Here is a 24911-nt window from a genome sequence, read left to right on the forward strand (position 1 = left end):
GTCGCGCCGCCCTTTCAGTCGGGGTCGTAGTCCAGATACGGGGCCAGCCAGCGCTCCGCTTCGGTCCGGTCCCAGCCTTTGCGCTTCGCATAGTCGTCGACCTGCTCGCGGGTGAGGCGGCCCACCACGAAGTACTGGCTGGCCGGATGCGAGAAGTACCAGCCCGATACCGCCGCGGTGGGATACATCGCAAAGCTGTCGGTGAGCTGCACGGTGGTGTGCGTCGTCGCGTCCAGCAGATCGAACAGTGTGCGCTTCTCGCTGTGCTCGGGGCACGCGGGATAGCCGGGGGCAGGGCGGATGCCCCGGTAGGCTTCGGCGATCAGGGAGTCGTTGTCCAGCGACTCCTCGGGCTCGTAGCCCCAGAACTCCTTGCGGACGCGTTCATGCAGGCGTTCGGCGAAGGCTTCCGCCAGCCGGTCGGCCAGCGCCTTGAGCAGGATCGACGAATAGTCGTCGTGACTGGCCTCGAAGCGCGCCACGTGTTCATCGATGCCGATGCCGGCCGTGACGGCGAAGCCGCCGACCCAGTCCTGTACGCCGCTGTCCTTAGGTGCGACGAAGTCGGCCAGACAGAAGTCGGGACGCTCCACCGGCTTGTCGACCTGCTGGCGCAGGTGGTGCAGCATCGCTACCGGCTTGCGCTTGCCCACGCCGGGATCGGCGTAAACCTCGATGCTGTCGCCGCTCTGCGCCGCCGGCCAGAAACCGATGACACCCTTGGCGGTGAGCCATTTCTCAGCGATCAGCCTATCGAGCATCGCCTGCGCGTCGTCGTAGAGCTCCGTCGCCTGGGTGCCGACGATTTCGTCGGTGAGGATGGCGGGGAACTTGCCGGCGAGTTCCCATGCGTTGAAGAACGGCGACCAGTCGATGTAACGGCGCAACTCGGCAAGGTCGTAGTCGTCGAAGACGGTGATACCGGGCGCACGCGGCGTCGGTGGCGTGTACGTCTCCCAGTCGCCCTGAAAGCGTTGCGCGCGTGCCTTGGTCAGGGGTACCAGCTGCTTACCCGTCCCGCGGCCCCTGTGGCGCTCACGGACCTCGGCGTATTCGGAGCGCACCTTGGCCATGAAATCGTCGACGAGGTCCTTGCTGACCAGCGACTGTGCGACGCCGACGGCGCGCGAGGCGTCTTTCACCCACACGGTGGGCGATTTGTAGTGCGGTTCGATACGCAACGCCGTGTGGGCGCGTGAGGTCGTGGCACCGCCGATCATCAGCGGCACATGAAAATCCTGGCGCTGCATCTCGCGCGCGACCTGGCTCATCTCTTCAAGCGACGGCGTAATCAGTCCTGAGAGGCCAATGATGTCGGCGTTCTCGGCACGCGCGACGTCGAGAATTTTCTGCGTCGGCACCATCACGCCAAGATCGATGACCTCGAAGTTGTTGCACTGGAGCACCACGCCGACGATGTTCTTGCCGATGTCGTGGACATCGCCCTTGACCGTCGCCAGCACGATCTTGCCGTTGTTCTTCGTCGCGTTCCCCGAGATCTTCTTTTCTTCTTCGATGTACGGGATGAGGTGAGCTACCGCGCGCTTCATGACACGTGCCGACTTCACCACCTGGGGCAGGAACATCTTGCCCGCACCGAACAGGTCGCCGACGACATTCATGCCGGTCATCAGCGGACCTTCGATGACGTCGAGCGGACGTGCCGACAGCTGCCGCGCCTCTTCGGTGTCCTCCACGACGTACTGGTCGATGCCATGCACGAGGGCATGAGTCAGGCGTTCGATGACGGGCTTTTCGCGCCAGGCCGCCGTCTCCACGGCGACTTCCCCCTTGCCGCCTTTGTACTTGTCGGCAACCTCGAGCAGGCGCTCCGTGGCATCGGCGCGGCGATTGAGTACGACGTCCTCGACGCGCTCGCGCAATTCCTCCGGCAGGTCGTCGTAGATCGACAGGCCGCCGGCGTTGACGATACCCATGTCCATGCCCGCGGCGATCGCGTGATACAGGAAAACGGAGTGGATGGCCTCACGGACCGGGTTGTTGCCGCGGAACGAGAACGACACATTGGAGACGCCGCCGGAAATATGCGACGCGGGGAATCGTTTTTTCAGTTCGCGCGTGGCCTCGATGAAGTCCACCGCGTAGTTGTTGTGTTCCTCGATGCCGGTCGCCACGGCGAAGATGTTGGGATCGAAAATGATGTCTTCCGGCGGGAAGTTCACCTCGTTCACCAGCAACTCGTAGGCGCGCGAGCAGATCTCGATCTTGCGCTCCTTCGTGTCGGCCTGGCCGACTTCGTCGAAGGCCATGACCACGACGGCGGCGCCGTACTGGCGCACCTTGCGCGCATGCTCGAGAAACGCGTCGACACCTTCCTTCATCGAGATGGAATTGACGATGCCCTTGCCCTGCATGCAGCGCAGGCCGGCCTCGATCACGCTCCACTTGGAGGAGTCGACCATGATCGGTACGCGTGCGATGTCCGGCTCGGAAGAGATCAGGTTCACGAAGCGCGTCATCGCGGCTTCGGAATCGATCAGGCCTTCGTCCATGTTGATGTCGATGATCTGCGCACCGTTTTCGACCTGCTGACGCGCGACATCCACCGCTTCTTCGTAGCGGCCCTCCTTGATCAGCTTGCGAAACTGCGCCGAACCGGTGACGTTGGTACGTTCACCGACGTTGATAAAGTTCAGGTCCGGCGTGAGGACCAGCGGTTCGAGGCCGGAAAGGCGGGTGTATCGAATGCTCATGCGGCTTGCGCGGTATCCCTGGGCTGACGCGGCGGATACGGCGCGACAGCGGCTGCGATGGCGGCGATATGCGCCGGCGTGGTGCCACAACAGCCACCGATGATGTTGATCAGGCCTTCCTCGGCGAACCCGCGGATCGTTTCGGCCATGCTCTCGGGGCTTTCGTCGTATTCGCCGAACGCATTGGGCAGGCCCGCGTTCGGATGGGTGCTGATGGCGCTGCCGGCAATGCGCGAGAGCATCTGCACATGCGGGCGCAGATCTTCCGCGCCGAGTGCGCAGTTCAGGCCGACGGACAGCGGCTGGATGTGTTCGACCGAGTAAAAGAACGCCTCAGCCGTCTGTCCCGAGAGCGTGCGGCCGGAGCGGTCGGTGATGGTGCCCGAGATCATGACGGGGACGCGCGCGCCGAGCGTGTCGAACAATTCGCTCAGGGCGAACAGCGCGGCTTTCGCGTTGAGCGTGTCGAAGATCGTCTCGACCATGATCGTATCGGCGCCGCCTTCGATGAGCGCGCGCGCGGCTTCCACGTAGTTGGCCTTGAGCGACTCGAAGTCGATGTTGCGAAAGCCCGGGTCGTTCACGTCGGGAGAGATCGACGCGGTACGGCTGGTCGGCCCGAGTACGCCGATGACGAAGCGCGGACGGTCCGGCGTGATCGCGGTCATCGCGTCGCAGGCTTCGCGGGCGATCCGCGCGCCTTCGCGGTTCAGTTCGGGCACGAGGTGTTCGAGATGATAGTCGGCCTGACTCACGCGCGTGGCGTTGAAGGTATTGGTCTCGACGAAGTCCGCTCCCGCTTCGAGATACGCGGTGTGCACGCCGCGGATGATGTCCGGCTGCGTCAGCAGGAGCAGGTCGTTGTTGCCCTTCAGATCGCATTCGCCCGGGTGGTCGTGATCGTGCGTGTGCGCGCTGTCGAGGCCGCCGGCGAAGCGATCGCCGCGATAGCCGGCCTCGTCAAGCTGGTGTCCCTGCAACATGGTGCCCATGCCGCCGTCGAGGATCATGATGCGTTCCGCGAGTCCCTTCTGAATCAGGGCGACACGATCGGGATGGAGCCAGGGCAGGGTGCTCATGGGGTGCCTCCGGGCTTGCGCGCAAGCAGGCTGATGACTTCGAAATGGGGTGAACGGCGCTCGCGGCTCAGGCGCTCGCAGCTGACCACGTCCAGACCGGCTTTCCGCGCCAGGGCCGTCAGGGCGTCGCAGGTGAAGCCGAGGTTGCGATGATCGAACGGCTCGACCACCGCGCGGTGGTCGTGTTCGCCAAGGGTGGACGCCAGCACGCGGCCTCCGGGCTTCAGCACCCGCGCCACCTCGCTGAATACGGCGTCGGGACGCTCCGAATAGGTGAGGGCGTGCAGCAGCAGGACAAGGTCGAAGCGACCGTCCTCGAGGTCCAGCGCGTGCATGTCGCCCGTACGCACGTCGACATTGCGGAAGGCGGTCAGCCGCTGCCGAGCGGCGTCGACGACGCGTTCCGAACTGTCGATGCAGACGATCGAGTGGGCATGCGGTGCGAGCAGCTCCGCCGTGACGCCGTCGCCGGAGGCGATATCCAGGACATCGCCGGTCGCCAGTAACTGCAACAGCGAGCGCGCCAGGGTTTCCCAGGTGCGACCCGGCGAATAATGACGCTCCATGTCGCCGGCGACGGTATCCGCCCAGCCTTCGGCCCGGGCCCGTTGGGCGAGAACCGCGGGAAGCCGTTCCGCATCCTCCTTGAGCAGGGCATCGCTCAGTGTGTCACGCAGGGAGGCCACCAGGGCGGCCAGCGTGGGATCCGCCTCGGCATTGGCCCGATAATAGGCCGACACGCCGGCTCGGCGGTCACGCACCAACTCGGCCTCCTTGAGCTTGGCCAGATGGGTCGACACGCGCGGCTGGGCCAGGTGCAGCACCGCCGCCAGCTCGGCGACGGTCAGTTCCTCGCGGTCCAGAAGGGCGAGCAGGCGGACGCGGGTCGGGTCGGCCAGGAGTCGGAGCACCGTGGAGGCCGTCGACAGATCCATCCTGCATCCTTATATCGCGATAGAAAGATGCGTAAGGATGAGGCCCGCCCCGGCCAGCGTCAAGGCCGCATGTTGCAGTGCAGAGCGGCAAGCTCTCGAACGACCGTTAGAATGACCGGCTAGTCCCCACCCCAAGACTTGCCGTCCTTCCGGCCGGCGCGAGGAATGTCCATGGATTTCCGCTTTACCGACGACCAGCTGTCGATTCAGTCCATTGCCCGCGACTTCGCTCAGAAGCGCATCGCCCCGGTCGCCGCCGAGTTCGACGCGAAGGGTGAGTTTCCCCTGGAGAACATCCAGGAAATGGGTCAGCTGGGCCTGATGGGCATCGAAGTGCCCGAGGAATACGGCGGCGCCGGCATGGATCCCGTGTCCTACGTGCTGGCCATGGTCGAGATCGCCGCGGCCGATGCCGCCACCTCGACGATCATGTCGGTCAACAATTCGCTGTTCTGCAACGGGATCCTCAAGAACGGCACGGAAGACCAGAAGCAGAAGTACGTGCGCGCCATCGCCTCCGGCGAGGCCATTGGCGCCTATGCCCTGACCGAACCGCAGTCCGGCTCCGACGCGTCCAACATGCACACGCGCGCGGTGAAGAATGCCGACGGCGACTGGGTCATCAACGGCAAGAAGAGCTGGATCACCTCCGGTCCGGTCGCCCGCTACATCGTGCTGTTCGCGGTGACGACGCCCGGTATGGGTGCGCGTGGCGTGTCGGCCTTCATCATCGACACGAAGCGGGCGGGTTTTCTCGCCGGCAAGACGGAGCCGAAGCTCGGCATCCGCGCCTCGGCCACCTGCGAGATCGAGTTTCACGACTACATCTGCCCGCAGGAAGACATGCTCGGTGAAGAGGGCAAGGGGTTCGGTATCGCCATGGGCGTGCTGGATGCCGGTCGCATCGGTATCGCATCGCAGGCGGTGGGCATCGCGCGTGCCGCGTACGAAGCCACCCTGCAGTGGTCGCGGGACCGCAAGGCGTTCGGTCACCCGATCGGCACGTTCCAAATGACTCAGGCCAAGATCGCCGACATGAAGTGCAAGCTGGATGCGGCGCTGCTGCTGACCCTGCGTGCTGCGTGGACCAAGGCCCAGACCGATAAGAACGGCGGCCGTTTCGGTACCGAGGCTTCTATGGCCAAGCTGGTGGCGTCGGAGGCGGCGATGTGGATTACCCATCAGGCCGTGCAGATCCACGGTGGCATGGGCTACTCGAAAGAAATGCCGCTGGAGCGTTATTTCCGCGATGCCAAGATCACGGAGATCTACGAGGGTACGAGTGAGATTCAGCGGCTGGTGATTGCGCGCTCGGAGACGGGGTTGCGCTGAGCAATCATCGACTCGAGCGGACACGAAGGGGCCCCGGTTATGCCGGGGCTTTTTTTTTAAGGCCGCCGCGGCGACGAAAAAAAGCCCGGCTTTCGCCGGGCTTTTCATAGGTACTTGCCTTCCGACCTTACGGTCGATCGGTGCCGCGTCGCGGATCCGAATCGAAGGCCCGGACATCGCCGACGTTCGGAGCATGCGGATGGAGGTTGGTCGGGCCATTCGGGCCGTCGCCACCACCGTTGCCGCCGCCGTGCGGATCGTGGTCGTCGTCATGACCGGCGTGCGGCATCTTGTGGGACACCTCATCCAGCTTGTCACCCAGCATGCGGCGAACCGAGGTGTAGAACACCGGGATCAGCAGGAGGCCGAAGATGGTGGCGAACAGCATGCCGCCGATCACGCCGGTACCGATGGCGTGGCGGGAGTTGGCGCCCGCACCGGTGGAAATGGCCAGCGGCAACACGCCGAGGATGAAGGCCAGCGAGGTCATCAGGATGGGGCGCAGTCGCAGGCGGGAGGCTTCCACCACCGCGTCGCGAAGCGTCTTGCCGGCCTGCTGCTGTTCGACCGCGAACTCGACGATCAGGATGGCGTTCTTCGCGGCCAGGCCGATCACGGTGATCATGCCGATCTTGAAGAAGATGTCGTTCGGCAGGCCGCGCAACATCGAGAACACCACCACACCGAGAAGGCCAAGCGGCACCACCAGCAGCACGGCCACCGGAATGGACCAGCTTTCGTACAGGGCGGCAAGGCAGAGGAACACGATGACGATGGACAGCACCATCAGCGCGGTGGCCGAATTACCCGCCAGGATTTCCTGGTAGGACTGGCCGCTCCAGTCGTAACCGATGCCCTTGCCGAGCTTGTCGTTGACGATTTTCTCCATGGTCGCCATGGCCTGACCCGTCGACGAGCCCGGCGCGTTGTTACCTACGATCTCCACGGCCGAGTACCCGTTGTAGCGGGTCAGCGTCGGTGCGGCCATCGTCCACTTCGAGTGAACCACGGTGGACAGCGGGATCATCCTGCTGTCGGTGGCCGTCGATGCGCTGGCGACCGTGCTCGTCGTCGAGGACGTGCTGCCGGTGGAGGAGGTCAGCGTGCTCGGGGTGTAGATGTGTGCGAACGCGTCCGTACCCATGCGGTAGGGGGCGTCGGCCTGCATCATCACGCGCTTCACGCGGCCGCCGTACTGGAAGTCGTTGACATAGACCGGCGCCAGCGTGAGCTGGATGGCCGTGTAGATGTCGCTGACCGACAGACCCATCGTCTGAGCCTGCGTACGGTCCACGTTGAGCTGCAGCAGCGGAGCGTCTTCCAGCGTGTTCGGACGGACACCCACCAGGGATTTGTCCTGCGCCGCGGCACCGAGCAGCTGGTTACGCGCCTGGGTCAGCTCGGCACGATCCTGGCCGGCACGGGCCTGCAGGAACATGTCGACGCCGCCGAACTGCGACAGACCGCGGATGGTGGGCAGGTTGACCACGAAGATCGTGGCATCGCTCACCGCCTGCATCTGGCCGTTCGCTTTGCCGAGGAACTCCGGCACGGTGATGTCGCGATCGGCCCAGTCCTTCATGCGAATGAAGACCATGCCGACGTTTTCACCCTGACCCACGAAGCTGAAGCCGGAAATCTGGAAGACACCCTCGACTTCCGGGTTCTTCAGCATGATGTTGCGGATCTGCTCCTGCACCTTCTGCGTACGGGCAAGACTCGAGCCCGGCGGGAGCTGCACGATCGCCAGCGCATAACCCTGGTCTTCGTCGGGGACGAAGCTCGACGGCAGCCTGGTGAACAGGAAGCCGGCCAGCGCCGCGATCAGCACGAACACGATCATCCAGCGCGGACCATGGCGCACGGCGGAGTCGATGTGACCCGAGTACGTATGCGTGGTCCAGTCGAAGACCTGGTTGAACTTGCGGTAGACGACGTTCTTGCGCTTGTCCGGCTCATGCTTGAGCAGGGTGGCGCAGAGGGCCGGCGTGAAGGTGACGGCGAGGAACGCCGAGAAGCCCATCGAGACCGCGATGGTCAGTGCGAACTGCTTGTAGATGATGCCGGAAGCGCCGGGCTGCAGCGCGGACGGAATGAACACCGCCGCCAGCACCACGGTGATCGCCACGATGGCGCCGGTGATCTGGCCCATCGCCTTGCGCGTGGCTTCCTTCGGAGGCAGGTGCTCCTCCGTCATGATGCGCTCGACGTTCTCGATCACGACGATCGCGTCGTCGACCACGATACCGATGGCCAGCACCATGCCGAACAGGGTCAGCTGGTTGATCGTGAAGCCCAGCGGCGAGAGGCCGATGAACGTACCGAGCAGGGCGACCGGGATGACCAGCGTGGGGATGATCGTCGCGCGGAAGTTCTGCAGGAAGATCAGCATCACCAGGAAGACGAGGATGATCGCCTCGACCAGGGTATGCACGACTTCCTCGATCGAGATCACCACGAACTTGGTGGACTCGTACGGGGCGAACCACGTCACGCCGTCCGGGAAGCTCTTGGACAGGTCGTCCATCTTCGCGCGAACCGCCTTGGCGACGTCCAGCGCGTTGGCGCCGGGCAGCAGCTGCACACCGAAGGCGCCGGTGGGGATGCCGTTGTAGTCGGTGGCGAATCCGTAGGTCTGCGGTCCGAGCTCCACGCGCGCCACGTCCTTCAGGCGGACGACCGTACCGTCGTTGTTCGCACGGAGGATCACGTTGGAGAACTCTTCGGCCGAGGTGAAGCGGCCTTCCGCCGAGACGGTGGCACTGAAGCCCTGACCGTCGGTCGCCGGATCGGTACCGAGCGAACCCGCCGCGAACTGCACGTTCTGCGCGGCCAGTGCCGACTGCAGGTCGGTGGCCGACATGCCGTAGCCGCGGAGCTTGTCGGGGTTGAGCCAGACGCGCATGCCGTACTCGGCACCCAGCTGGCGGGTGCTGCCCACGCCGGGAATACGAGCGACCTGGTCGAGCACCTGCGAGGACACGATATCCATCAGGCGATGGCTGTCGATGGCCTTGTTGGTCGAGGTCAGAGCGATGAACATCAGGAAGTCGGGATTGGCCTTGGCCACCACGACGCCCTGCTGGGTCACTTCCGACGGGAGGCGCGGCGTCGCCAGCGACACCTTGTTCTGCACCTGCACCTGCGCGATGTCAGGGTCGGTACCGGTGTCGAAGGTCAGCGTGACCGTGGCCGTGCCCGACGAACTGGACTGCGAGCTGAAGTAGATCAGGTGGTCGATACCCGTCAGCTGCTGCTCGATCACCTGTGTCACGGTTTTTTCGGTCGTATCCGCGCTCGCACCCGGGTAGGTCGCCGTGACGGTGACCTGCGGGGGAGCGATGTTCGGATACGACTCGATACCCATGTTCAACAGGGAGATCGTGCCGCAGAGGCTGATCAGGATCGCCAGCACCCACGCGAAGATGGGGCGGTCGATGAAGAAACTCGGCATGACGAAACTCCCTTACTGCTGGCCGGCCGGCGCGGCGGGGGCGCCCGCCTGAGCCGGTGCAGCAGCTTGCTGGGCGGGGCTGGCCTTCACGGGCGAGTTTTCCTTCGCCTTGGGCACGCCCTGAACGATGACCCTGTCGCCCGGCTTCAGTCCGCCGGTGACGACCCAGTTGCTGCCCGAGATGCGATCGGTCTGGACCGGGCGACGGACGGCGGCGGAATCGATGGTCTGCTCCTTGCCGTCCGCGTCCTTCACCGTGGCCTTGTCGACGACCATCACATAGGCCGAGTTGGCGTCGCGCAGAACGCCGGCCTGGGGCACCAGGTAGACGTTGTGCAGGCTGCCGAGGTTGGCCTTGACCGTCACGAACTGGCCCGGGAGCAGGCGCGTGCCGGTGTTGGTGACCAGGGCGCGCAGGTCGACGGTGCCGGTCTGCGGGTTCACGGTGGCGGACGAGAAGTCCATCGCGCCCTGCTCACCGAAATCGGAACCGTCGGGAAGCTGGATGCGGACCGTGGACTGGCTGGTGTCGCTGAGCGTGACATTGCCCTTGGCGGCGGCCCCGCGCATCGTGTCGAGGTCGCTGACGGACATGTTGAAGTTCACGTAGACCTTGTCGATTTCGTCGACCTGGGTCAGCAGCGTGGTGTCGCTCTGGCCGACGAGTGCGCCTTCCGTGACCTGCTGGCGGCCCGCACGACCGTCGATCGGCGAGACCACATCGGTGAAGCCGAGGTTGATCCGGGCCGACTGGACGTTGGCTTCGGCCTGCTTGACCGAGGCGTTGCCGGTGCGCTCGTTGGCTTCGGCCGTATCCAGATCCTGACGGGAGATGTAGTTCTTGCCGATCAGCCCGCGCGAACGGTCGGCCGTGGCCTTGTAGTTGGCCGCGGCGGCCTTGGCGGAAGCCAGGGCGGCAAGCTGGGCGTTGAGTTCGGCGGTCAGCGGCTGCGGATCGATCTGGAACAGCTTCTGGCCGGCCTTCACGTCCGTGCCTTCGTCATACAGGCGCTTCAGCAGGATGCCCGGCACGCGAGCGCGCACATCGGCGGTGCGGAAGGACGAGACGCGACCGACCTGATCCTGGACGAGGGGAACGTCCTGAGGCTGAACGGTGACGACGCCGACTTCGGGCGGAGGCGGCTGCTGGGGCGCCTCCTGCTTGTGGCAGGCGGCAAGCGCCGCGGTGAGGCCGAGGGCCATCAGGGACGTGCGCAGAGGCAGGGGATTCATGAAAACTCCGTTCCTATTCCAGGTTTCTTAATCTTTCGCGGCCGGTCATCCGTGGGGATGTCGTACGCGTGCATAAATACGGTTACCGCATGTCTCGCCCACTCGTCCTGCGCCTTCTGGCCCCTCGCCCGCATGCCGAAGAGGCGACGATCCCCCTCGAGCCCATGCAACATGGCCAGGAACAGCTCGGCGGCCACCTCCGGGTCGTCCCGGCGCATCTCTCCCGCATCCATCGCTTCAGCCATGCAACGCGACAAACGCACCGCGACCGTACCGATCGCCGTGCGGAAGAACGTCTTCGCAGCGGCCGGGAAGCGCGGTGCTTCCGCGATCAGCATCCGGCCCAGCGCGACGTGCTCGTGATCCATCACGTAGGTATGGTGCGCCTGTGCCAACGCATACAGCGTGTCGGCCAGGCCGCGGCTCTCGGGTGCGAGGCTCGCGTGCAAAGGGTGGGCGAGTTGTTGGACGGCGGCGTGAAACAGGGTGTCCTTGTTCTCGAAATGCGCGTACACGGTCTGCTTGGACACGCCCGCCTCGCGTGCCACCGCCACCATGCTGACGCGGTAACCGTCGCGCAGGAAAAGGGCGCACGCCGCCTGAAGCACCCGCTGCTGGTGATCCGAAGCGGGGCGTGACTCCAGGTGCGACATTAACTTTACCTGCTGGACTATACCGTCCAGTTTAGAATCTCCCTCGGACCAGCGTCAACGGGCAATAGCGCCATTCGCGCGCGAATTGTTGCGTTGCAGCTTCGAGTCGGCACGAAGCCATGCTGTCCGTTTCCCGAAACAGTGCACGGATAATGTCGCGGCGCAGTGAAAACGCACCGTATCCGTTATGTCTGACGGTGTGGCTACATGCCACGTGTGGGAGCTATGCTTTCACGGATTTCTTTCCCGTCCCCACATCGATATCCGCCCATGAATGCGATTCGCACCGCCGAAAGCGGCCAGTTCGAAGCCCTCGTCTTCGATGAACTGAAAAAGATCGACTACCCCGCGGAGCGCCTCAACGAGGCGCGCTTTTTTATCCAGGCCTTCTTCGAGCGCATCGCGCCGGCCGATCACGCGCTGCACGCTCCCGACCGCTGGGCCGCCCTGATCGCCGACCTGCTGACCTTCGCGCGTGAGCGCACGCCGGGCAAAGCGAAGGTCCGTGTCTACAACCCGGGCCTGTCCGGCACCCGCGCCGTGGTCGAGGTCGTCACCGACGACATGCCCTTCCTGGTCGACACCGTATCGATGGTGGCCGCCGCGCACGCCGACGTGCACGCGATCATCCACCCGGTCGTGCCGGTGGTCCGGTCCGCCGCCGGGGTGCTCGAGTCGATCGGCGCCGGCGAGAAGACCGAGTCGCTCATGCGTTTCGAAATCGACCGCATCGACGACACCGAACTGGAGACCCTCAGGGCCAACGTCGAGACCGCGCTCCACGACGTGCGCGAGGCCGTCGACGACTGGCGTGCCATGCGCGGCAAGATGAACGAGATCGCCGACGATCTTGGCAGGCGCTCCCTGCCGTACACCGCCGACGAGGTCCGCGAGGCCAGCGACTTCCTGCGCTGGGTCGCCGACGACCATTTCACCTTCATGGGCTACCGCGAGTACGAAGTGGCGCCGGGGCAGGGCGACGAGGTGCTCAAGACCGTCGAGGGCTCGGGCCTGGGCATTCTTCGTGCCGCCGAGCGCTCGCTGGCGCCGCGATCGCTGCGCACCCTGGTGGCCAGCGAACTGCCGCGCTCGGGTTCCACCGACGCGATCATCCTGACCAAGACCAATGCCCGTTCGCCGATTCATCGCGCGGGCTACATGGATTACATCGGCGTCCTCAAGTTCGACGACACGGGGCGCCCGGTCGCCGAACAGCGTTTTCTCGGCCTGTTCTCGTCCAACGCGTACATGGCCCACCCGCAGCATGTGCCTCTGGTGCGCGACAAGTGCGAAGCGGTGATGAACCGTTCGGGCCTGAAGCGCGATTCGCATTCGGGCAAGGCGCTGCGGCACATCCTCGATACCCTGCCGCGCGAGGAGCTTTTCCAGTGCAGCACGGACGAGCTCTACGCGCTGGCCACCGGGCTGCTCGAGCTGGCGCAGCGCACGCGCACGCGCCTGTTCATCCGCCGCGACAGCTACGGCCGGTTCTTCTCGTGCCTGGTGTTCATCCCGCGCGACCGGTTCAACACGACGGTTCGCGAACGGGTCGAGAACGTCCTGCGCGACGCGTTCCACGGTGAACACGTGGATTCCGCCGTGCTCATGGGCGAAGCCGCGCTGGTTCGCCTGCACGTGGTGGTTCGTCCGCGCATCGGCGACCACCCGGTTTACGACGCCGTCAGCATCGAGTCGCAGATCGCGTCGATCGCGCGCAACTGGTACGACGACCTGCGCGATCGTCTGATCGCGACGGTGGGCGAGCAGGAAGGCATCATCCTGGCCAACCGCTACGGCAAGCTGCTGCCGGCCGGCTACGTGGACGAGGTGTCGCCGCAGGTCGCCGCGGCCGACGTGCGCGCCCTGGCCGGCCTCGACGGCCCCGATGCCATCAGCATGTCGTTCTACCATCCGTCGCACCGTCCGGAAGAACTCCGCTTCAAGGTGTATCGCTCGGGTTCCGATATCGCGCTGTCGGAGGTCCTCCCGCAGCTGGAAAACCTCGGCCTGCGCGTGCTCACCGAGCACATGTATGAAGTGAAGGCCGGCGACAGCCGCCTGTACATCCAGGATTTCGAAGTGCAGCCGGTGGGTCGTCTCGCCTTCGAGGTCGAGCAGGTCGGCACCTTGTTCGAAGACGCCTTCGAGCAGATCTGGCGCGGCAACGCGGAGAACGACGGCTTCAACCGTCTCGTGCTGGGCGCGAAGCTCGGCTGGCGCCAGGTCGCCGTGTTGCGCAGCTATACCAAGTACCTGCAGCAGGCGGGTGTCGCGTTCTCGCAGGCGTACATGGAAGACGCGCTCAATCGCTATCCAGCCATCGCGGGTCTGATCGTCGAGCTGTTCAACGCACGCTTCGACCCACGCCGCGAAAGCCTCGACGCCACGGAGCGCGCGTGGGCCGAGAGCATGTTGTCGCACGAGATGCACACGCTGATCGGCGCGGAGATCCTGTCGGCCCAGCCAGGTCTCATCGGCAACCTCATCGCATCGCTGTCGCGTCCGCGCGACGAGCAGGTGGCGGCGGTCGAAGAAGCGATCAACGCGCTGCTCGACAACGTGTCCAGCCTCGACGAAGACCGCATCCTGCGCAGTTACATCGCGCTGGTGCACGCCACGCTGCGTACCAGCTTTTTCCAGGCCTGGGACGGGGTGTTCCGCCCGTACATCAGCTTCAAGTTCGATTCGCACCAGGTGCCGGATCTGCCCAAGCCGGTGCCGTTCCGCGAGATCTTCGTCTACGCGCCGCGTGTCGAGGGTATCCATCTGCGCTTCGGTGCGGTGGCACGTGGTGGCCTGCGCTGGTCCGACCGTCGCGAGGACTTCCGTACCGAAGTCCTCGGTCTGGTGAAGGCTCAGATGGTGAAGAACACGGTCATCGTGCCCGTGGGTTCCAAGGGCGGCTTCTTCGTGAAGCGTCCGCCCGTCGGTGGCGATCGCGATGCGCAGCTCGCCGAGGGCATCGCCTGCTATCGCATGTTCATCAACGGCCTGCTCGACATCACCGACAACCTCGTCGAGGGTGCGGTGGTACCGCCGCATGACGTGATCCGTCACGACAACGACGATCCGTATCTGGTCGTCGCCGCGGACAAGGGCACGGCCACGTTCTCCGATATCGCCAACGCGATCTCGACCGAACACGGCTTCTGGCTCGACGACGCCTTCGCCTCGGGCGGCTCCAACGGCTATGACCACAAGGGCATGGGCATCACGGCGAAGGGTGCGTGGGAGTCGGTCAAGCGCCACTTCCGTGCGCTGGGTCGTGACTGCCAGACCGAAGATTTCACGGTGGTCGGCGTGGGCGACATGTCGGGCGACGTGTTCGGCAACGGTATGCTGCTCTCGGAGAAGATCCGCCTGCTGGCCGCCTTCGACCATCGCCATATCTTCCTCGACCCCAACCCGGACTCGGCGACGTCCTTCGCCGAGCGTGCGCGCATGTTCGCGCTGCCGCGCTCGTCGTGGGAGGACTATGACAAGTCGCTGATCTCGGCCGGTGGCGGCATCTGGCCGCGTACGGCGAAGTCGATCCCGGTGTCGCCGGAAATCAAGGCCGTGCTGGGCATTCGCAGCGACGCGACGCACATGGCGCCGACCGACCTGCTCTCGGCGATCCTCAAGGCGCCGGTGGATCTGCTCTGGAACGGCGGTATCGGCACCTACGTCAAGGCGACCAGCGAAACGCACGCGGACGTCGGCGACCGCGCCAACAACGCGCTGCGCGTGAACGGCAACGAGCTGCGCTGCAAGGTGGTGGGCGAGGGCGGCAACCTGGGTATGACCCAGAAGGGTCGCATCGAAGCCGGCCAGGCCGGGGTGCTCCTCAATACCGATTTCATCGACAACTCGGCTGGCGTGGATACCTCGGATCACGAGGTCAACATCAAGATCCTGCTCAACGATGCCGTCCAGCGCGGCGAGCTGACCTTCGAGGGCCGCAACAAGCAGCTGGCCGAGATGACCGATGAAGTCGGCCGCCTCGTGCTGTGGGACAACTATCGTCAGAACCAGGCCATCACCGTGATGGAGCACCAGTCGGTGCGTCGTCTCGGCTCGATGGCTCACTTCATCAGCACGCTCGAAGCCGAAGGCATGCTCGACCGTGCGGTGGAATCGCTGCCGACGGCCGCCGAACTGGCGGAGCGCAAGCTGCGCGGTCAGGGCCTGACCCGTCCGGAACTGTCCGTGCTGCTGTCGTACGACAAGATCCGGCTGTTCCAGCAGCTGCTGGATTCGGACGTGCCGGAAGATCCGTATCTTTCGCGCGAACTGGTCCGCTACTTCCCCGTGCCGCTGCACGAGAAGTACGCCGAGCACATGCAGCGCCATCGCCTGAAGCGCGAGATCATCGCCACTGCGGTGACCAACTCGACGATCAACCGCATGGGCGCGACGTTCATGATGCGCATGCAGGAAGACACGGGCCACGGTCCGGCGTCGATCGCCAAGGCGTACACCGCCGCACGCGAAATCCTCGATGCGCGCGAACTGTGGGCCGAGATCGAGAAGCTCGACGGCAAGGTCGCGGAAGACACCCAGATCGACGCGATCCTACAGATCTGGTCGTTGCTGCGTCACCTGACCCGCTGGCTGCTCAACCGTCCGGGCGGCACGCTCGACATCGCCGCCAACGTCGATCGTTTCGCCAGCGAAGTGACCGTCTTGCGCAAGGCGCTGCCCGATGCCCTGACCGATACCGGCCGTGGCGACTTTGGCGCGAGCCAGGAGAAGTGGGAAGGCCTCGGCGTCCCCGGTGAACTGGCGGTCCGTCTTGCCCGCGTACCGGTGCTGCGTGCGGCGCTGGACATGGTCGAAGTGTCGAAGCAGAGCGGCAAGGACATGGCGACGGTCGCCCGTGTGTTCTACGAGCTGGCCGAGGCACTGGACCTCGACTGGCTGCGTGGGCAGATCGAGGCCCTGCCGGTCGAAGGTGCCTGGCACGCGCAGGCGCGTGGTTCGCTGCTGGACGAGCTCAACGCCCAGCATCGCGCCCTGGCCCTGCAGGTGCTTTCGGTCGCCGGCGACCGCACGGACATCAGCCCGGTCAAGGCCTGGCTGGAGCGGGACGATGCCACGCTGAAGTACACCCGCGCGATGCTGGCCGAGATCCTGACCCAGAATGCGGACTACCCGATCGCCTCCGTCGCGGTCCGTCGTCTGGCACAGCTGGCGCAGATTCCGGTGTAAAAAGGCGGGCTCCCATCAGGGCGAGGCATCGCCTTCCTGGTGGGAGCCACATCGCCGGGGGAGAGCCCCGGTCTTGTGGGAGCCGGCCTGCTGGCGATCCCGCGGCAGCGGGCAACCCCACAGGAAGCTGCGGCAACTTCAGCCTATCCGACTCCGCCATTTAAGGACTAAGCTCCGGACTGGATCCGGAAGCCCACACCTCATGCGCCTAGCCTTTGTCGCCAGCGAAACCGAAGTGGCCCAACGCGCCCGTGCGGCGCTAGTCAAACGCTACAAGGGCGTCGAACCCGAAGACGCCGAGATCGTCGTTTCTCTCGGGGGCGACGGCTTCATGCTTCGCACCCTCCACGCCCACCGCACCCTCGGCCTGCCGTTCTACGGCATGAAGCTGGGTCGCCTGGGTTTTCTGATGAACCAGCACGACCTCGACCACCTGCCCGAACGTATCGAGCGGGCCCATCCGGCCGTGCTGCATCCGCTGGAGATGCATAGCGTCTGCTGCGACGGTGTCGAACACCGCGCGCTGGCCTTCAACGAAGTCGCGCTGCTACGTCAGAGCAACCAGGCGGCTCATCTGACGGTCAGCCTCAACGGCGAGATGAAGCTCGACGAGCTTGTCTGCGATGGCGTCCTGGTTTGCACCCCGGCCGGCTCCACCGCGTATAACCTGTCCGCCCATGGTCCCATCCTCCCCCTGGACGCCAACGTGCTGGCCATGACGCCGATCAGCCCGTTCCGGCCGCGGCGCTGGCGCGGCGCGATCCTGCCCCACGCCACCCGCGTCACGTTGCACACCAAGGATCCGAACAAGCGCCCGATCAGCGCCACGGCGGATTTCCACGAAGTGCGCGACGTCCGCTCGGTCGAGATCAAGCAGTCGCGCCGGAACGCGGTCCGCCTCCTGTTCGATCCGGAGCACAATCTCCAGCAACGCATCCTCGACGAACAATTCGCCCCCTGACCGGAGGCGAACCTGTAGGAGCGCGCCTTGCGCGCGATGGCCTTTAGCCCCAACCTCCATCCCATGAACGCCCCCGAAGAAAGCCAGAACGCCCACAACGACGCCTCAGTCAGCGACAACCGCCTCGTCGTCGCCATCTCCTCGCGAGCGCTCTTCGACATGGAAGACAGCCACGACCTGTTTGAGCGCGACGGCCTCGATGCCTACCGCGCCTTCCAGATCGAGCACGAGAACGACCTGCTGAAGCCTGGCGTGGCTTTTCCACTGGTGCAGAAGCTTCTCGGCCTGAACGCGTTGTCCGGCGACGTTCCGCCGGTCGAGGTGATTCTCCTGTCGCGCAACTCCGGCGACACGGGTCTGCGGATCTTCAACGCGATACAGCATTACAAGCTGGGTATCTCGCGGGCGGCGTTCACCAGCGGAGCGCCGACCTCCGATTACATCGCCCCGTTCCGGGCGGATCTGTTCCTCTCAGCCAATGCGGAAGATGTGGGCCGCGCGTTGCGGGCGGGCGTCGCCGCCGCGACGATCCTCCCGTCGACGGCGCCGCAGCGTTCCAGCGAACAGCTTCGCATCGCCTTCGATGGTGACGCCGTGATCTTTGGCGACGAAGGCGAGCGTGTCTCGAAGGAGCAGGGCCTGGATGCGTTTCATCGCAGTGAGTCGGAGCTTTGGGCCGAGCCACTGTCGGGCGGCCCGTTCCGTGGTTTCCTGGCCGCGCTGCATCGCCTGCAGGCGGCGTTCCCGGCGGAGACCTCGCCGATTCGTACGGCGCTGGTGACGGCGCGTTCCGCCCCGGCGCACAAGCGCGTGATTCTTACGCTTCGCCGCTGGGGTGTTCGCATCGACGAGGCGTTGTTCCTCGGTGGTCGTGACAAGGGGCCGTTCCTCGATGCCTTTGGCGCCGATATCTTTTTCGACGACTCCCCGGCCAACGTGGAGTCGGCCCGCCGGCATGTGGCGACGGGGCATGTGCCGCATGGGGTGTCGAACAGCTGAGGCCGCTTGGTCCCGCTAGTGAGATCAGAGGCCCATCACAGGCCCTTTCTGAGTCACCGCGGCCTGCTGGCTCGCTTGCTGCATGGAGGCATCGAGGGCTTGCTGTTGTAGGGTGGCATCCCATTGCTGTCCTTGGGCGAGACTCCGCTCCATAGGCGGTGCGGGTGAGGCCAGGTCGAGTGTGGCGATAGACCCCGGGCGGATCCCCGTGCACACGATGCTCCGCCCCTGAACATCGACGTCACACAACTCACTTGCGTCGCGTATGTTCGATTGACGCGCGACAAGCGCCATCTGTGCCGCCTTATCGTTCGGAACTTCCATGGGGAGCTGCATCGGTGACGTCCTTCATCTCGGTAAACGACAGGGTCGTGCTAACTGTCCGTAGCCGTCGTTCCCTGGAAGCTGGGCAAGATAATTCCGATACAGCTCGCGGTTGCCTTGCACGGCGTGGCTTCTGAGACTCTCGAGGTCGGAGCTGTCGAGTGTGTGCGGTTGCTGCGACATTAGCGAACCTCTCGGTCTTTGAGTGTTTTTCTGACGAACGCCTCGAGGCGTTGCCAGTTCGGCATCACGACCCTCAGGTAGCTGAGAGTCACCACGACGCGATACTCGGGCATGAGGAACTGGTGCCTGCAAGTCGATCGGCTGCCTCCGTCTCGTGCATCGACAATACGGCCGTTTTCGATCCCCGCGCCGTCCTGGATCAAATGAGAGGAACATTCAATGAAGGTGGTCGGCACTCCATTCGGCCCCATGCGGACGAACCAGTCCGCATTCTGGCTCGGCGTTGGCGGCCGCGCTCGCTCTCCATACCGCTTCATGTAGTAAGTGCGGAATTTGTCGAAGTCGACATAATAGGGAGTCAGCCCGTAGATGGGGTTTTGTTCGATCCGTTGATCGAGATTCGTCGCCGGATGCATGCGCTGGCGTGGATCACCCGGATCCACAGGTTCGACAGACCTGCGGAGGTGCGTCTGATACTCGGCGTCGGTAAGTTGCTTCACCGGGTCGAGGTCGATGGCGATGTTGTTGAGGAAGTACTCTGGTGTGTCGTGATAGTCGATGCCCATGGGAAGTGGCTGCAAAGAAGGCCACTGCACGTTCAACATTAGCCCACCATCGGAATCCGGCCCCGATTGCTGGTAGTACATGCTTTTCGGAAAACGAAAGCGGTGAGGCCCGAGCTTCGCGTCAACAGTCGGTACGGCCGCTTCGGTTTCATCGGGGGGAGCTAGCGGAGCAAGCGATGATGGCGAATCTCCGGGATGCACAGGGGCCGCGCTGAGCGCCGCAAGAAACGCAATCAAAGACTTGGAAACAGGCATGGCCCCTCCTTGGTCGATCGTCTGGGGTGGCGGCGTGTTCGGCTTCCGCGATGAGGTCAAGGTATGGCGAATGACGGGCGTCGGCACCGACGGGGTCGCCACGATCTGCTCGCCCGCGGGCGGTGCGCATATGCGTTTGCTGTGGCGCCGGGCATGTTGTCATTCCTCACAACACCAAGTGCAAGCCGCCGCTACCCGTCATTTCCGGGAAGCTCGGCGAGGTACTTCCAATAAAGCTCACGATTTCCCATATTGGCGTATATGGGTAGGACGTCGAGATCTTTATTCGTCAGCCCATTCATTATTTCGCCTTCGTTGCTTTCAACGTCTTACGCACAAACATCTCCATTGTTTGCCACTCGGGCAAGATCACCCGAGGGTAGCTGAGGGAAACGAGCAGTCCGTACTCAGGCACCAGAAATTGATGCCTACACGTCGCGCGGCGCGAACGGCCTGGGATGTCGACAATTCTCCCGGATTCGATCCGCACTCCATCCGTTTGAGCGACCGGGGTGCACTTGATTACCGTTGTCGGGATGCCATCCACGCCTATGTGAACATACCAGTCGTCATTCTGTATGGGGTCGGGAGGTCTGACGTGAGTGCCGTAGGTCGTGATGTAGAAGTCTCGAAATTTCTCGAAATCCACCGAATAGCGTGTCAGGCCGTGAGATGTATCGCCTTGTATTCGTGCGCTGAGATCGTCAAGGACCTTTTCGCTCGGTGTGGGTTTCTCCGGGTCTAATGGCTCGATCATTCGGCGGAGTAGTGCGCGGTACTGGTCATCTGAAAGATGCTCCACCGTCGATAGATCAATGCTTATGTGGTTGATGAAATTGTCGTTGCTGTCGTGATAGTCGACGCCGAGGGGGAGCGGTCGCAGATGAGGCCACTGTACGTTGAGCATCACCCCGCCATCCGCATCGGGTCCCGATTGCTGGTAGTACAGGTTTTTCGGAAAACGAAAGCGGTGAGGCCCGAGCTTCGCGTCAACGGTCGCTTCGGTTTTATCGGGGGGAGCTAGCGGAGCAAGCGACGATGTCGACTCTCCGGCATGCACGGAAACCGCGCTGAGCGCTGCAAGAAACGTAATCAAAGACTTGGAAACGGGCATGGCCTCTCCTTGGTCGATCGTCTGGCGCGGCGGCGTGTTCGGCTTCCGCGATGAGGCTGGTCGGCGATGCGGGTATCGACGCGAGGTGGCCGTCGTCGCGATGGGCGGCAACGAACTGCTTCAATGCATCGGACTCATGCCTCGCCAGCGCTTCATCGCGTGGCGCATGGACGACGCAGACTGTGAAACGGCGGTCGAGCGTGAGGTCGTTGTTGCCGCAGCGATGCGATGGGGCACGTGCCGCACCGCGTGTCGAACAGCTGAATCGGCTCGCTCCCGGACGCCGGGATCAGAGGCCCATCACGGGCCCTGTCCGGGTAACGGACGCCTGCTGACTTGCTTGCTGCATGGAGGCATCGAGGGCTTGCTGTTGTAAGGCGGCATCCCATTGCTGTCCTTGGGCAAGGCTCCGCTCCATAGGCGGTGCGGGTGAGGTCAGGTCGAGCGTGGCGACAGACCCCGGACGGATCCCCGTGCACACGATGCTCCGCCCCTGAACCTCGACGTCACACAACTCACTTGCGTCGCGTATGTTCGATTGACGCGCGACAAGCGCCATCTGTGCCGCTTTATCGTTTGAAATCTCCATGGGGAGCTGCATGCGAAGTGATGCGTAGAGCGGGTCCGAATGGGCGCCCGGCAGACTTGTTCGCGGGTGGGCGTCTGCCATCGGATGAGGCGATCCGATCAGCCGGCCGGGGTCGTCGGGATGGAAGTCCTTACGAGCGGCCTCCCTTTCCAGGCGAAGACTCCGCGTATCCTCCAGCTCCCGCAGCAGCCTGGGATCGGTAACGTCCTTCATCTCGGTAAACGACACGGTCGTGGTCGGTTGCGCACTGGTGAATTCGCTCCAGTCGCCGTTGCGGTCGCGCCCGAAGAAATGATCGTTCCGCCCGATGACGTTGGGGTCCATGTGAGACCTGTCGCCGATGGCCGAGGTCCAGGCTGCGGCCATGTCTGCGCCGTATGAGGCGCGCTCCGCTGTTGACATGCCTGCCGCGCGCGCCATGTCACCTAGTGTGGCTGCGCCACGGCGGGTTCCCATGAGATCGTTGTCCAGCATGGTCTTCCAGATCTTCTCGGACTCTTCCAGCCCATTCGCGCCGTGATGGCGAGCGGCTTCGAGCAGCTTGCGCGGCGTCCATGCATTGGGATCGATATGAATTGCGTTAAATGACAGGTCGTGAGCGTCCTGCACGAGCTTGCCGGAAAGGTTGAGTGCTCCTTGAACGTCACCTATTTCCATTCTTTCCTGACGGATGTTGAAATCGTTCTGGATCAGTTTTACACCGAAGTCATCCCACTCTCGCTCGCTCAGCACTCTTCCGCCGTGCTGCTGCGCGTAGTGCTGAGCGTACGCATTGGCTGTGGCGCCGGGCATGTTGTCGTTGCGAACTACGCCTAACGCTAAGCGCCCATAGCCATCGTTTCCGGGTAGTTCTGCAAGATAGTTCCAGTACAGCTCACGGTTTCCCGCGGCCGCGTACCCGGACAGAACATCGAGATTTTTTTCCGTCAAGCCGGTCATCACTTCACCTCACGCGCTTTCAATGTCTCGCGCACGAATGTTTCCATTCGCTGCCACTCGGGCATGACTACTCTGAGATAGCTTAAGGTCACTGACAGCCGGTACTCGGGCACCAGGAATCGATGTCTACATGTCGCGCGGTGCGAACGATCTGAGATATCGACGATTCGCCCCGACTCGATTCGCACGCCATCCGGATGCGGCGCGGGTGTGCAGGTGATGACCGTCGTGGGAATTCCGTCTGCCCCCATGCGGACGTACCAGTCGTCGTTCTGCATGGGGTCGGGCGGCCTGACGTTGGTTCCGTAATTCTTTATGTAGAAATCACGGAACTTGCCGAAATCTACGGAATACCTCGTCAGGCCGTATGAGGTTTCTCCTTCGATTCGTGCATGGAGATCTTTGACGATACGCTCACGCTCGGTTGGATTGCCTGGATCCATTGGTTCGATCGCGCGACGCAGCAGGGCGCGATACTGCGCGTCAGACAGCCGGTCGGCTGTGGACAAGTCAATACTGATGTGATTGATGAAATTATCGTTTGTGTCGTGGTAATCGACGCCGAGCGGCAGCGGCTGCAGAGAGGGCCACTGCACGTCGAGCATCACTCCACCATCTGGATCAGGTCCAGACTGTTGGTAGTACATGCTCTTCGGAAAGCGGAAGCGGTAGGGTCCGAGTTTTGCCTCGACGGTTGGTCCGACGTCCCTAGCTTTGTCGGCGGGAGCTGGCGGCGAAAGCGATGTTGCTGCCGCGCCGACTACGACGGGAGCCGCCGCAAGCGCCGCAAGAAACGCAATCAAAGACTTGGAAACAGGCATGGCCTCTCCTTGGTCGATCGTCTGGGGCGGCGGCGTGTTCGGCTTCCGCGATGAGGTCAAGGTACGGCAAATGACGGGTGTCGGCACCGACGGGGTCACCACGATCTGCTCGCCCGCCCGCAGGGACATGAGGCTGGTCGGCGATGCGGGTGTCGACGCGAGGTGGCTGTCGTCGCGATGGGCGGCAACGAACTGCTTCAATGCATCGGACTCACGCCTCGCCAGCGCTTCATCCCTTGGCGCATGGACGACGCAGGCCGTGAAACGGCGGTCGAGCATAATGGCGTTGTTGCCGTAGCGGTCGTGCAGGGCGCTCAGGCCCCGCGTCGTGGCAAGACATCGCCACGGCGATTCCGCGTCGGTCAGCGCGGCGATGGGCGGAAGCGTGTCGAGGGCATGGGCCAGCAGTAACGACGACTCGCCCTCGTCCAGCGCCGCCTGCCACTGGCGTATGGCCGATTCGATAAAGGGGCCGGACGCGGTGCGCCACCGATCGGGCACATCCAGGTACACAGTCGCTCGCCGCCAGGATGCCGGTGCCAGCCTTTCGCTCCGCGTGGCGGCATCCACGATCGGGTCCGCAAAAGGCGCCAGAACGTCGGAGACACGCTTCCAAACGATATCGATACCGGCATCATCAAGCCCCAGCCACCCACGAAGTCCTCCCCTGGCCTGGAAACCGACTTCAGGACGCTCTGCCAGCGTCTGCAGGAAGGCGCGTCGGGATACGTAGTGGACGGCCTGTGCGCAAAGCCGGTGGATATCGCCCGGGGCGGCCGGCGGCGCATCGTTGTGCGCAGACCGCAGCACGTCGGCGACCACATGCGCCAGGCTGACGAACGCGTTCCGCGTGTGACTGACGATGAATCGTTCGTGTCGGTTCGCTTCGGGGAACCACGCCGCAGCAAGGTGTCGAAGCTCATCGGCCGACAAACCTTGCGGTCCCCACGCGCCGGCCAACGGATTCCAGGCAGGGCCGCCTCCGAAAGGGTTCAGCCGAAGGACGGTCCTCCCGGGTGCCGCGTGTGCGAAGGCAAGGCTGCGGGAGCCGCAGTCGATGACGAGGGTGGACCCGTCTGCGTGTCGCAGCGACGCAAGGACGACGGCGTGCGCCTCAGGGTAATACGGAGCGGACACGAGGACCGACGCGGCATCGGGTGCGCCCAGCGTGCGCCCACGCTCTTTCGTTACGTGAATTGCACCGGGCTTGATCGCGGTAAGCAGGAGGGACGAGGCTGATAAGCGGTCGAATGGGCCGGACACCGGGACCGAGGGAGCCCAGCGCCGCAAAAACACGATACCCAGGCACCACAGCAATAGCGGCAGCACCAGCCCCGCGCCCGCGCAGATCGCGATGCGCGTTGCATACGGCCGGTAAGCCGGCTGATCGAGCACCTGCCAATAGTCGTGCCACAGGCCGGGTGCGAAGGCCGACATCGGCAGGCCTAGTGAGAAAAGGATCAATCCGCTCGCGAGGGAGGGGGCGATCGCACACGCGCCGAGGGCCGAAACAGCCGCGCCGACGCGCCAGAACCATGGCTCCATGCCATTCCTTGGTGATTGTTTTCCG

The 24911-nt window shown here is 64.0% G+C and carries 15 protein-coding genes and 1 pseudogene; 4 read left to right on the plus strand and 12 right to left on the minus strand.

What is annotated here, in order from left to right; all coding sequences use genetic code 11:
* Positions 1-14: 14 nt before the first annotated feature.
* From metH to BLT40_RS01045, 3 genes are read right to left on the minus strand one after another with little or no spacing between them, the layout of a single operon-like run.
* Positions 15-2714: a methionine synthase gene (metH, locus tag BLT40_RS01035; RefSeq protein ID WP_090350801.1), complete on the minus strand. Its 2700-nt coding sequence runs from the start codon at positions 2712-2714 to the stop codon at positions 15-17.
* Positions 2711-3793: a homocysteine S-methyltransferase family protein gene (locus tag BLT40_RS01040; RefSeq protein ID WP_090350803.1), complete on the minus strand. Its 1083-nt coding sequence runs from the start codon at positions 3791-3793 to the stop codon at positions 2711-2713. The genes metH and BLT40_RS01040 overlap by 4 nt, the downstream gene beginning before the upstream one ends.
* Positions 3790-4728 carry an ArsR/SmtB family transcription factor gene (locus BLT40_RS01045; protein ID WP_090350805.1) on the minus strand — a complete coding sequence of 313 codons (939 nt, stop codon included), beginning with the start codon at positions 4726-4728 and terminating at the stop codon, positions 3790-3792. Before BLT40_RS01045 ends, BLT40_RS01040 begins: the two co-directional genes overlap by 4 nt.
* 165 nt (positions 4729-4893) lie before the next feature.
* Here BLT40_RS01045 and BLT40_RS01050 point away from each other — a divergent pair, with 165 nt between their 5' ends.
* Entirely contained in the window at positions 4894-6060 is a 1167-nt protein-coding gene (locus BLT40_RS01050) for an acyl-CoA dehydrogenase family protein (protein ID WP_309868540.1), read from the plus strand.
* A 127-nt stretch (positions 6061-6187) separates the two neighbouring features.
* Here the strand turns inward: BLT40_RS01050 and BLT40_RS01055 are convergent, their stop codons facing one another.
* Genes BLT40_RS01055 through BLT40_RS01065 form a run of 3 tightly spaced genes read right to left on the minus strand, consistent with a single transcriptional unit; the run spans position 6188 to position 11400 of the window.
* The gene (locus BLT40_RS01055) at positions 6188-9514 is read right to left on the minus strand and encodes a multidrug efflux RND transporter permease subunit (RefSeq protein WP_090350807.1); all 3327 of its coding nucleotides are present in this window, start codon (positions 9512-9514) and stop codon (positions 6188-6190) included.
* Positions 9515-9526: 12 nt separating this feature from the next.
* Positions 9527-10747: an efflux RND transporter periplasmic adaptor subunit gene (locus tag BLT40_RS01060; protein ID WP_090350808.1), complete on the minus strand. Its 1221-nt coding sequence runs from the start codon at positions 10745-10747 to the stop codon at positions 9527-9529.
* On the minus strand, positions 10744-11400 hold the full coding sequence (locus BLT40_RS01065) for a TetR/AcrR family transcriptional regulator (RefSeq protein ID WP_090350810.1): 657 nt from the start codon (positions 11398-11400) through the stop codon (positions 10744-10746). The genes BLT40_RS01060 and BLT40_RS01065 overlap by 4 nt, the downstream gene beginning before the upstream one ends.
* A 270-nt stretch (positions 11401-11670) precedes the next feature.
* On the opposite strand from BLT40_RS01065, the gene BLT40_RS01070 reads away from it, so the two are divergent.
* The 3 genes from BLT40_RS01070 (at position 11671) to BLT40_RS01080 (ending at position 18550) form a co-directional block, all read left to right on the plus strand.
* Complete coding sequence (locus tag BLT40_RS01070; protein WP_079522189.1) at positions 11671-16590, plus strand: NAD-glutamate dehydrogenase; 4920 nt, start codon at positions 11671-11673, stop codon at positions 16588-16590.
* A 202-nt stretch (positions 16591-16792) separates the two neighbouring features.
* Positions 16793-17551: an NAD kinase gene (locus tag BLT40_RS01075; protein ID WP_036111490.1), complete on the plus strand. Its 759-nt coding sequence runs from the start codon at positions 16793-16795 to the stop codon at positions 17549-17551.
* Between the two features lie 63 nt (positions 17552-17614).
* Positions 17615-18550, plus strand: a complete 936-nt coding sequence (locus BLT40_RS01080; RefSeq protein ID WP_090352485.1) for a 5'-nucleotidase — start codon at positions 17615-17617, stop codon at positions 18548-18550.
* A 24-nt stretch (positions 18551-18574) separates the two neighbouring features.
* Here BLT40_RS01080 and BLT40_RS01085 read toward each other — a convergent pair whose 3' ends face one another.
* The 6 genes and pseudogenes from BLT40_RS01085 to BLT40_RS01105 form a co-directional block, all read right to left on the minus strand.
* Entirely contained in the window at positions 18575-18886 is a 312-nt protein-coding gene (locus BLT40_RS01085; RefSeq protein ID WP_090350812.1) for a hypothetical protein, read from the minus strand.
* Between the two features lie 170 nt (positions 18887-19056).
* Entirely contained in the window at positions 19057-19878 is an 822-nt protein-coding gene (locus BLT40_RS01090) for a hypothetical protein (RefSeq protein ID WP_143025810.1), read from the minus strand.
* A 125-nt stretch (positions 19879-20003) separates the two neighbouring features.
* Positions 20004-20180 (minus strand): annotated as a pseudogene (locus BLT40_RS20485) (hemolysin); the annotation flags it as partial.
* Entirely contained in the window at positions 20180-20992 is an 813-nt protein-coding gene (locus BLT40_RS01095) for a hypothetical protein (protein ID WP_090350816.1), read from the minus strand. The gene BLT40_RS01095 and the pseudogene BLT40_RS20485, both read right to left, overlap by 1 nt.
* Before the next feature lie 289 nt (positions 20993-21281).
* The gene (locus BLT40_RS01100) at positions 21282-22520 is read right to left on the minus strand and encodes a hypothetical protein (RefSeq protein WP_090350818.1); all 1239 of its coding nucleotides are present in this window, start codon (positions 22518-22520) and stop codon (positions 21282-21284) included.
* A complete protein-coding gene (locus BLT40_RS01105) occupies positions 22520-24886 on the minus strand; it encodes a type IV secretory system conjugative DNA transfer family protein (protein WP_090350820.1) in 2367 nt (788 codons plus the stop codon). Before BLT40_RS01105 ends, BLT40_RS01100 begins: the two co-directional genes overlap by 1 nt.
* Positions 24887-24911 lie beyond the last annotated feature (25 nt).

The sequence above is a fragment of the Dyella sp. 333MFSha genome (genome assembly GCF_900102405.1).
In the GTDB taxonomy this organism is placed as follows: Bacteria; Pseudomonadota; Gammaproteobacteria; order Xanthomonadales; family Rhodanobacteraceae; genus Luteibacter; species Luteibacter mycovicinus.

Bases quoted from the DNA above. Each gene is read 5' to 3' on its own strand.
- BLT40_RS01045 (WP_090350805.1), bottom strand. From the start codon at position 4,728: ATGGATCTGTCGACGGCCTCCACGGTGCTCCGACTCCTGGCCGACCCG.
- BLT40_RS01065 (WP_090350810.1), bottom strand. From the start codon at position 11,400: ATGTCGCACCTGGAGTCACGCCCCGCTTCGGATCACCAGCAGCGGGTG.
- BLT40_RS01105 (WP_090350820.1), bottom strand. From the start codon at position 24,886: ATGGAGCCATGGTTCTGGCGCGTCGGCGCGGCTGTTTCGGCCCTCGGC.
- BLT40_RS01095 (WP_090350816.1), bottom strand. From the start codon at position 20,992: ATGCCCGTTTCCAAGTCTTTGATTACGTTTCTTGCAGCGCTCAGCGCG.
- BLT40_RS01080 (WP_090352485.1), top strand. From the start codon at position 17,615: ATGAACGCCCCCGAAGAAAGCCAGAACGCCCACAACGACGCCTCAGTC.
- BLT40_RS01090 (WP_143025810.1), bottom strand. From the start codon at position 19,878: ATGCCTGTTTCCAAGTCTTTGATTGCGTTTCTTGCGGCGCTCAGCGCG.
- BLT40_RS01100 (WP_090350818.1), bottom strand. From the start codon at position 22,520: ATGACCGGCTTGACGGAAAAAAATCTCGATGTTCTGTCCGGGTACGCG.
- BLT40_RS01075 (WP_036111490.1), top strand. From the start codon at position 16,793: ATGCGCCTAGCCTTTGTCGCCAGCGAAACCGAAGTGGCCCAACGCGCC.
- BLT40_RS01050 (WP_309868540.1), top strand. From the start codon at position 4,894: ATGTCCATGGATTTCCGCTTTACCGACGACCAGCTGTCGATTCAGTCC.
- BLT40_RS01085 (WP_090350812.1), bottom strand. From the start codon at position 18,886: ATGCAGCTCCCCATGGAAGTTCCGAACGATAAGGCGGCACAGATGGCG.
- BLT40_RS01070 (WP_079522189.1), top strand. From the start codon at position 11,671: ATGAATGCGATTCGCACCGCCGAAAGCGGCCAGTTCGAAGCCCTCGTC.
- BLT40_RS01055 (WP_090350807.1), bottom strand. From the start codon at position 9,514: ATGCCGAGTTTCTTCATCGACCGCCCCATCTTCGCGTGGGTGCTGGCG.
- metH (WP_090350801.1), bottom strand. From the start codon at position 2,714: ATGAGCATTCGATACACCCGCCTTTCCGGCCTCGAACCGCTGGTCCTC.
- BLT40_RS01040 (WP_090350803.1), bottom strand. From the start codon at position 3,793: ATGAGCACCCTGCCCTGGCTCCATCCCGATCGTGTCGCCCTGATTCAG.
- BLT40_RS01060 (WP_090350808.1), bottom strand. From the start codon at position 10,747: ATGAATCCCCTGCCTCTGCGCACGTCCCTGATGGCCCTCGGCCTCACC.